The organism is Anaerovibrio sp., from assembly GCF_051866355.1.
GTDB lineage: Bacteria > Bacillota > Negativicutes > Selenomonadales > Selenomonadaceae > Anaerovibrio.
In genome coordinates, this window is record NZ_JBJDWZ010000172.1 from 1 (window position 1) to 6,896 (window position 6,896).

The window sequence follows — 6,896 nt, forward strand, 5'->3', positions numbered from 1 at the left end:
ATATAGTTTGATATTTTGTGGACTCTGTTCAGACATTTAAAGGGACAGTCTGCGGAAGTACTCACGAAAACATGCATACAAAGAATTGCCCTCGAAATCAATTCATGTCAACAGGATTTCGTTATCCCTTTGTGCCTCGGTGCGCATGATTAGCACTTCTGGAACTTATATTGATGTACTGCTTTGACCGGGAAGGTTGCTTTCCCGGTTTTTTTGTATTTGCTTGTTGGGAAAAAGGGTTTTTGGATATTGTGTAGAATAGATAAATGTGGTTTATCCTTCAATGGTAATAATTTACGCGATTGGCAATAGTGACACATCCTGCGGGAAATTTCCGCTTCATGGAAAAATGTTGTACTAATGTTTTTCCAAAAGTTGGAAAAAGAACGTATTAAAATAATAATAAAATTCCCCTACAATAAGCACAACAGATACGAAATGGTATCTAGGCAAAGAGGAAGTACAGAAGCAGGTACAAGAATCAGCATAGGAAAAGCCAGGTGCCGGCTGGCCGTTTTTTGTGATTGCCAGACGGCATGGGGCAAGAGGAAAGGGGAATTTGAGATGAATGAAGACTGGTTGGGACTGCAGGACAAGGTTGTGATTGTAACAGGCGGTGCCTCCGGTATAGGCAGGCATGTGGTGACTACGTTGATATCGGCCGGGGCAAAGGCAGTCATTGTGGACATGAACGTGACGACAGGCGAACTGCTTGATGGCGCCTACTGCGTGCAGTGCAACGTAACTGATAGTGCCAGTGTCAAAGCTATGGCTGATACCGTGGTGCAGAAGTATGGTCGTATTGATGCGTTAGTAAACAATGCAGGCATCAATATGCCAAGGCTTCTGGTGGATGTGCAGGGTGACAGGCCGGAGTACGAGCTGAATGATGATAGCTTCAATAAGATGTTTTCTGTCAATGTCAAGGGAGTATTTCTTTGTGCGCAGGCATGTGCCAAGCAGATGGTGAAGCAGGGAAAGGGGGTCATCGTTAACATGTCATCTGAATCAGGCAAGGAAGGCTCCCAGGGGCAGTCAGCATACTCTGCTACCAAGGGGGCAGTGGACAGCTTCACTCGTTCATGGGCAAAGGAGCTGGGCAAGTACAATGTCCGGGTGCTGGCATGTGCCCCTGGCATCATGGAGGCAACCGGACTTAGGACGGATGCCTACAATGAGGCTCTGGCCTATACCCGTGGCTGCAAGCCGGAGGATTTGTCTACTGACTATTCCAAGGTTATTCCTCTGGGCAGGGATGGTAAGTTGGATGAGGTAGGCGACCTGGTGGCATACCTGGTATCTGACAGGGCAAGCTATATTGCAGGTACAACTATAAATATTTCAGGCGGCAAGTCCCGGGGCTGATAGACGGGATTGATAAATAAAGAAGGGGTGCTAAAGTTGAAAAACTTGTTTAATGATAATCGCATGTCAAGAATATTGCAATATTTTAGAAAGACTCCGGTTATCAAGGTGGGCACCCTGGCTGACAAGCTGGACGTCAGTGAGCGGACTATCCGCAACGACATCAGGCAGCTCAACCAGGAGCTGGGTTCCTGTGGGCTGATTGATGGCGAAAAAGGGAGGTACAGCCTGCATATCTATTCTGCCGAGGGATTTCGGGCAATATATGCCAAATTAGTCGAAACAGACACATTTCTCAATTCAACAAGGAATCGCATGGATTACGCATTCGGCAAGCTGATTCGCTCTGAGGAGCCTATTCTGACGGACGAGCTGGCTTATGAAATGAATGTAGGCCGTACTACCCTGATTGGAGATTTGAAAAAGTTGCGTGAGGAGCTGGCAGCCTACAATCTGAGCATTATAGGCAAGGCAAGCAAGGGGTTGTTGCTGCATGGCAATGAGCCAGACATCAGGAAGTATATTCTGGATAATAATTATCACCAGCTGTACAAGGAATATCCTTTGGATAGTGAGCTGACCGAGGCTATTACAGAGGCTTTCAACGCTTATGCACTGGAAAAGAGTGTGCAGGAACGGTTTGAGGAATTTGTAACCTTGATGCTGGACAGGTTCCTGACGGGACACTACATTGGCAAGCTGGAGCCTGGCTACTACAAGCTGGGCAGCAGGGGTGAGTTTGAGATTGTGGATAATCTCATCGGCAGGATTGGAAGGCTTTTGCAGGTGGAGTTTCCCATTGAGGAGAAGCTGTTTGCCTTTTTGCCTATTCTGGGCATGCGCACTCCGGCGGATATAAGCAGCATCAAACACATTAAGCTGGATGAGAGCATCCAGGTGGTAATGGAAAAAATTATTGTGCAAATCCGTCAGGAAATGAATATCAATCTGTCCAACAATGAGTTTACCCAGGAATTCCTGTATCATATCATGTTCATGCGCAACCGCCTGCGTTACGGCATCAGACTGGCAAATCCCATGTTGGAGGATTTGAAGTCAAAATATCCGCTGGCGTATCAGATGGCAGGTGTTGCTGCTTCGATTATTGAGGCTGAGTACGGCGTGACGGTAACTGATGACGAGAGGGGTTATCTGGCTGCCTATTTCGGGGTGTTCCTGACAGAAAGCGATTTGGCAGGCAGCAGGAAATTCCGGATTGCCCTGGTCTGTGGTACGGGCAGGGTAACTTCCCGCCTGGTAGCGGCGCAGCTGAAAAAGATTTTGGATAGCTCGGCGGAGATGGAGATGTTTTCAGCAGATAGAGTGACATCGGAGCAGCTTAATCAGTATGATGTTGTAATTACTACTGCCAAGCTGGATTGCTGGTGCCAGCGCCCTGTTATTCAGATTAATGAGATTTTTGACGAGCAGGAGTTGCGCTACAAGCTGGAAAAGGCACGGTACTGGGATATGATAGAACTGCCGGTACTGGATAACAACCAGATGGTAATGACCGGCCTTTTGAGCAAAAACAGGGCATTTATTCTCAATGGGTATAAAGACTATGAGGAAGCTGTTGCCTATATGGTAAAAAGCCTGATTGACAGGGGGTATCTGGATGCGGGCTTTTTGGCAAGGCTGAAGGCGCGTGAGCAGCAGGGAACGATGGTATTCGGACATTCCGTGGCCATTCCCCATACAGTGCAGTATGCCGGTGAGCGGGTGGTTTTTGCCATGGGTGTGGCCGGACAGCCGCTGATATATCGTAAACATGAGGTACGGGTGATTTTCCTGTTAGGAGTGCCGGAAAACATCGATGAGGATGACAGTGTGCTGATTCGTGTTTATGATGAGATTATCAGCATAGCCAAGGATGATGATATTCTGGGCAGGCTCTCGGAGGCTGACAGCTTTCAGGAAATTTTGAGTGCTCTGTACAAACGGAAATGATTTAGTGGCAATTGATGAATTACAGTATAGGAGAGGAGCTGGCAATGATGCTGGAGCTGGGACTAGCGATTTTGGGGGCATTTATTTTGCAGGCGGTGTTTAGCATGCTGCAAATGAAGCATTTTTCCAAGGAATTTATGAAGCTGCGGCGGCAGGGCAGGGTAGCCTGCGGCAGACAGGCAGGAGGCTTTCGGGCAGGTGCTATTGTCATGTTTCTTCTGGATGAGGAAGGTGTTATCCGGGAGGCACGCAAGCTGGAGGGGGTTACTTTTCTGGCACGGGTAAAGCCGATGGATGGTTTTGCTGGCAGGTATATAGGCGACCTGACCGGCGATGAGGTTCAGACGAAGAACAAAAATCTCCGCAGGGCGGTACTGGATGCGGCGCTGACCTATCGGAAGTTTGTTTCTGGCGAGCCGATTACGCAACCGCCATCTCCTTTTCAGCTGGCTGCTATCAATGTGCGCAATGCGCTGCAGGGCAGGAAGGTATGGGGCTGATAGCCTCCCTGCTTTCCGATTTGGCCGGCACAGGCGATTTGATGATGTCGGCATTTGATTTGAAGAAGTGAGAGAGGAAGATAGATATGGATATTCTCGTTAGTTTTGCGTCGGGATTTATGAATTTGTTCAAATTAGGCGGTGAGCAGTTTGTCAGCTGGATTACAGGGATTATTCCCACTATTGTCATGCTGCTGGTCCTGATGAATGCAATTATGTCGATTGTGGGGCCTGAGCGTATGGAAAAAATCGCCAGGTTCTGCACGGGCAATCCTGTGCTTAGATACGCGGTGCTGCCTTTTATCAGTGCCTTTATGCTGGGCAACCCTATGGCTCTGTCCATTGGCAAATTTATGCCTGAGTTTTACAAGCCTTGCTATTATGCTTCAGCAACCTACCACTGCCACACCAATAGCGGTATTTTCCCTCATATCAACGTGGCAGAGCTGTTCATCTATCTGGGTATCGCCAACGGCGTAGCGCAGCTGGGGCTGGATATGGCTCCGTTGGCTGTACGTTACCTTTTGGTAGGCCTGGTAGCAAACTTTGTTTCTGGCTACGCTACTGAGTTTACCACCCGCATGGTAGAAAAGCAGCAGGGCATCAGGTTAAGCCGTGAGTTCAAGACAGCGCATAATTAAGGAGGCAGGCAAAATGGCAGATTTTAAGTCTATTCGTGTAGAGCATGGTGCTGGCGGCTTTGGCGGCCCACTGGTAATAACCCCGACTGAACAGAAGAACAAAGTAATGTACATTACCGGCGGTGGTGCAGAGCCTGAGTGTCTGCAGCGCATTGTTGAGCTGACGGGCCTTACTCCTGTCAACGGCTTCAAGACTAACTGTTCGGAGGATGAGCTGGCACTGGTGATTATTGATTGCGGTGGTACACTGCGTTGCGGTATTTATCCGAAGAAGCGCATTCCGACCATCAATACCAATCCTGTGGGCAAGGCAGGCCCTATGGCAAAGTATATCACCGAGGATATTTATGTATCAGGTGTTACCTCGAAGCAGGTGCATCCGGCAGAGGTGGATGAGGCTGTTGTGGCAGCAGCCAGGACAGCGACGACAAAGGCAGAAGCCGGAAAGTTTACCGCGGATAAGAAGGTTTCCCAGACCTTGGCCGAGCAGGAGAATAAAAGCGTTATTACTATTATCGGACTGGCTGCCGGCAAGGTAGTAAGCACATTCTATCAGGCGGCCAGAGATGCCATTCAGACATGTATTACTACCCTGTTGCCTTTTATGGCATTTGTTTCCATGTTGATTGGCATTATTAATGGTTCCGGTTTTGGTGATGCATTTGCTTCTATTCTGACACCGCTGGCTGGTAATATTTTCGGTCTGGTAATTCTGGGCATCATCTGTTCTATTCCGGGTTTGTCAGCTTTGCTTGGGCCTGGTGCAGTAATAGCCCAGATTGTTGGTACTTTGGTAGGTGCAGAAATTGGCAAAGGAAATATCGACCCGCAGATGGCTTTGCCTGCCTTGTTTGCCATCAATACACAGGGAGCTTGTGATTTTATTCCGGTAGGACTTGGTCTTGCTGAGGCAGAAACGGAAACCATAGAGGTGGGCGTTGTATCTGTTATGTATTCACGCTTTGCTACCGGCTGGCTTCGCGTCATAATTGCTTACTTCGCCAGCTTCGGTCTGTATGCCGCAGTATAAAAATGATGTACGCCGGATATAAACGGTTTGTTTAATAACCAAGTAAGGCAAGATAGTTCAGCTTCTGATGATATGGGAGGAATTACAATGAGCATCATTTATGAAAATCAGGTTAAAGCACTGGGGGAATGTGTGGAAGAATTTAAGGATGAAGGAATTTTCATCATGTTTGGTGATAATGCGCCTGAAGAGCTAAAGGATTACTGCTATTCAGTCAGTGTGCAGCCGATTAATGGTATAATTGCGCCGGGGCAGGTGCTTTCCGTAGATGATCAGCAATATGTCATTACTGCCGTGGGTGAAGAAGCGCCTGTAACGCTGGCGGGGCTGGGACACTGCACCGTGAATTTCAGCGGTGCCACCGAGGTGGAGCTGCCAGGGACTATCTATGTGGAGCGCAAGCCTATGCCGGTAATTCAGCTTGGTTCTGTAATTCGCATTACTGATGGTGTGTAAGCCACAAAAGATAACTGGTATCTGCTTATGCAGATATTTGTTATAGATTTAACTCCCAATATTTTTATACTCCTTTTGTAATCCCTATCTGCGTTTTATGTTCCCCTCTGATTGACATAAAACGCAATACCTGAACGCCGCTTGTGGTATTTCATACAGGCGGTGTTTTGGTGTATACATGGGAAATATGTGCAGTCGGAGTTCTTGTGGAGAGATGCTATTGTGTGTTGATGTGACGAAATGAGGTTTTTATGTTAAAGGGTGCAATTTTTGATATGGATGGTTTATTGCTGGATACGGAGCGGCTGTATTGCCAGGGCTGGATTGAGGCGGCAAAGGCCTTTAGGCAGCCGATTTTGGCGGAATTTCCAAGGGCTGTTTGCGGCTCTGGTGGTAAGAAGATGCTGGACATTGTGCATGAGCATTATCCGGAGGTGGATGCAGCGGCGTTTCGTGATTACTGCCTGCATTGGGTAGAGGACAGGCTGCAAAGAGAGATTCCGGAAAAGCCGGGGACGCGGGAAATACTTTGTTTTTTTCATGAGCATGATGTAAAGCTGGCGGTGGCAAGCAGCACGAGGCTGGATGCTATAAAGGACAGCCTGGGAAGACTTGGTGTATTGCCTTTATTTGATGCTGTTGTCAGCGGTCAGCAGGTGGAGCATGGCAAACCAGCGCCAGATATCTTTTTGCTGGCGGCAGAAAAAATTGGCTGTGCACCTGATGAATGTTATGTGTTTGAGGATAGTGCCAATGGTATCCGTGCCGGGGTGGCAGCTGGATGCCGTACGATTATGATACCGGACCTGATTGAGCCGGATGCGGAACTGCGCAGTCTGGCAGACGATATTTATGGAAGTCTTAGTGAGGTGATGGAGGCTGTTTTAGAAGGAAAGATTTAAACTGAAATTTTTATGGAACGTCATCAATACTGATGGTATAATAGTCTTAGTT

The 6,896-nt window shown here is 47.9% G+C and carries 7 protein-coding genes; all 7 read left to right on the plus strand.

Annotated elements, in window-relative coordinates; genetic code table 11:
• Nucleotides 1–564: 564 nt before the first annotated feature.
• The gene (locus tag ACI3UA_RS08995; RefSeq protein ID WP_439724480.1) at nucleotides 565–1,365 is read left to right on the plus strand and encodes an SDR family oxidoreductase; all 801 of its coding nucleotides are present in this window, start codon (nucleotides 565–567) and stop codon (nucleotides 1,363–1,365) included.
• Between the two features lie 36 nt (nucleotides 1,366–1,401).
• A complete protein-coding gene (locus tag ACI3UA_RS09000; RefSeq protein ID WP_439724481.1) occupies nucleotides 1,402–3,315 on the plus strand; it encodes a BglG family transcription antiterminator in 1,914 nt (637 codons plus the stop codon).
• 14 nt (nucleotides 3,316–3,329) lie between these two features.
• Nucleotides 3,330–3,815, plus strand: coding sequence for a transcriptional regulator GutM (locus tag ACI3UA_RS09005; protein WP_439724482.1), 486 nt, complete (start codon nucleotides 3,330–3,332; stop codon nucleotides 3,813–3,815).
• 86 nt (nucleotides 3,816–3,901) lie between these two features.
• Nucleotides 3,902–4,456, plus strand: coding sequence for a PTS glucitol/sorbitol transporter subunit IIC (gene srlA / locus ACI3UA_RS09010; RefSeq protein ID WP_439724483.1), 555 nt, complete (start codon nucleotides 3,902–3,904; stop codon nucleotides 4,454–4,456).
• A gap of 13 nt (nucleotides 4,457–4,469) precedes the next feature.
• Nucleotides 4,470–5,486 (plus strand): PTS glucitol/sorbitol transporter subunit IIB, encoded by a 1,017-nt coding sequence (gene srlE, locus ACI3UA_RS09015; RefSeq protein ID WP_439724484.1) that lies wholly within the window; start codon nucleotides 4,470–4,472, stop codon nucleotides 5,484–5,486.
• An 87-nt stretch (nucleotides 5,487–5,573) separates the two neighbouring features.
• Nucleotides 5,574–5,942 (plus strand): PTS glucitol/sorbitol transporter subunit IIA, encoded by a 369-nt coding sequence (locus ACI3UA_RS09020; RefSeq protein ID WP_439724485.1) that lies wholly within the window; start codon nucleotides 5,574–5,576, stop codon nucleotides 5,940–5,942.
• A gap of 251 nt (nucleotides 5,943–6,193) precedes the next feature.
• On the plus strand, nucleotides 6,194–6,844 hold the full coding sequence (locus ACI3UA_RS09025) for an HAD family hydrolase (protein ID WP_439724486.1): 651 nt from the start codon (nucleotides 6,194–6,196) through the stop codon (nucleotides 6,842–6,844).
• Nucleotides 6,845–6,896: the final 52 nt, after the last annotated feature.

What these genes read in the sequence shown, in the direction of transcription:
- ACI3UA_RS09020 (WP_439724485.1), top strand. Translation starts at nt 5,574, where the DNA reads ATGAGCATCATTTATGAAAATCAGGTTAAAGCACTGGGGGAATGTGTG.
- srlE (WP_439724484.1), top strand. Translation starts at nt 4,470, where the DNA reads ATGGCAGATTTTAAGTCTATTCGTGTAGAGCATGGTGCTGGCGGCTTT.
- ACI3UA_RS09025 (WP_439724486.1), top strand. Translation starts at nt 6,194, where the DNA reads ATGTTAAAGGGTGCAATTTTTGATATGGATGGTTTATTGCTGGATACG.
- srlA (WP_439724483.1), top strand. Translation starts at nt 3,902, where the DNA reads ATGGATATTCTCGTTAGTTTTGCGTCGGGATTTATGAATTTGTTCAAA.
- ACI3UA_RS08995 (WP_439724480.1), top strand. Translation starts at nt 565, where the DNA reads ATGAATGAAGACTGGTTGGGACTGCAGGACAAGGTTGTGATTGTAACA.
- ACI3UA_RS09005 (WP_439724482.1), top strand. Translation starts at nt 3,330, where the DNA reads ATGAATTACAGTATAGGAGAGGAGCTGGCAATGATGCTGGAGCTGGGA.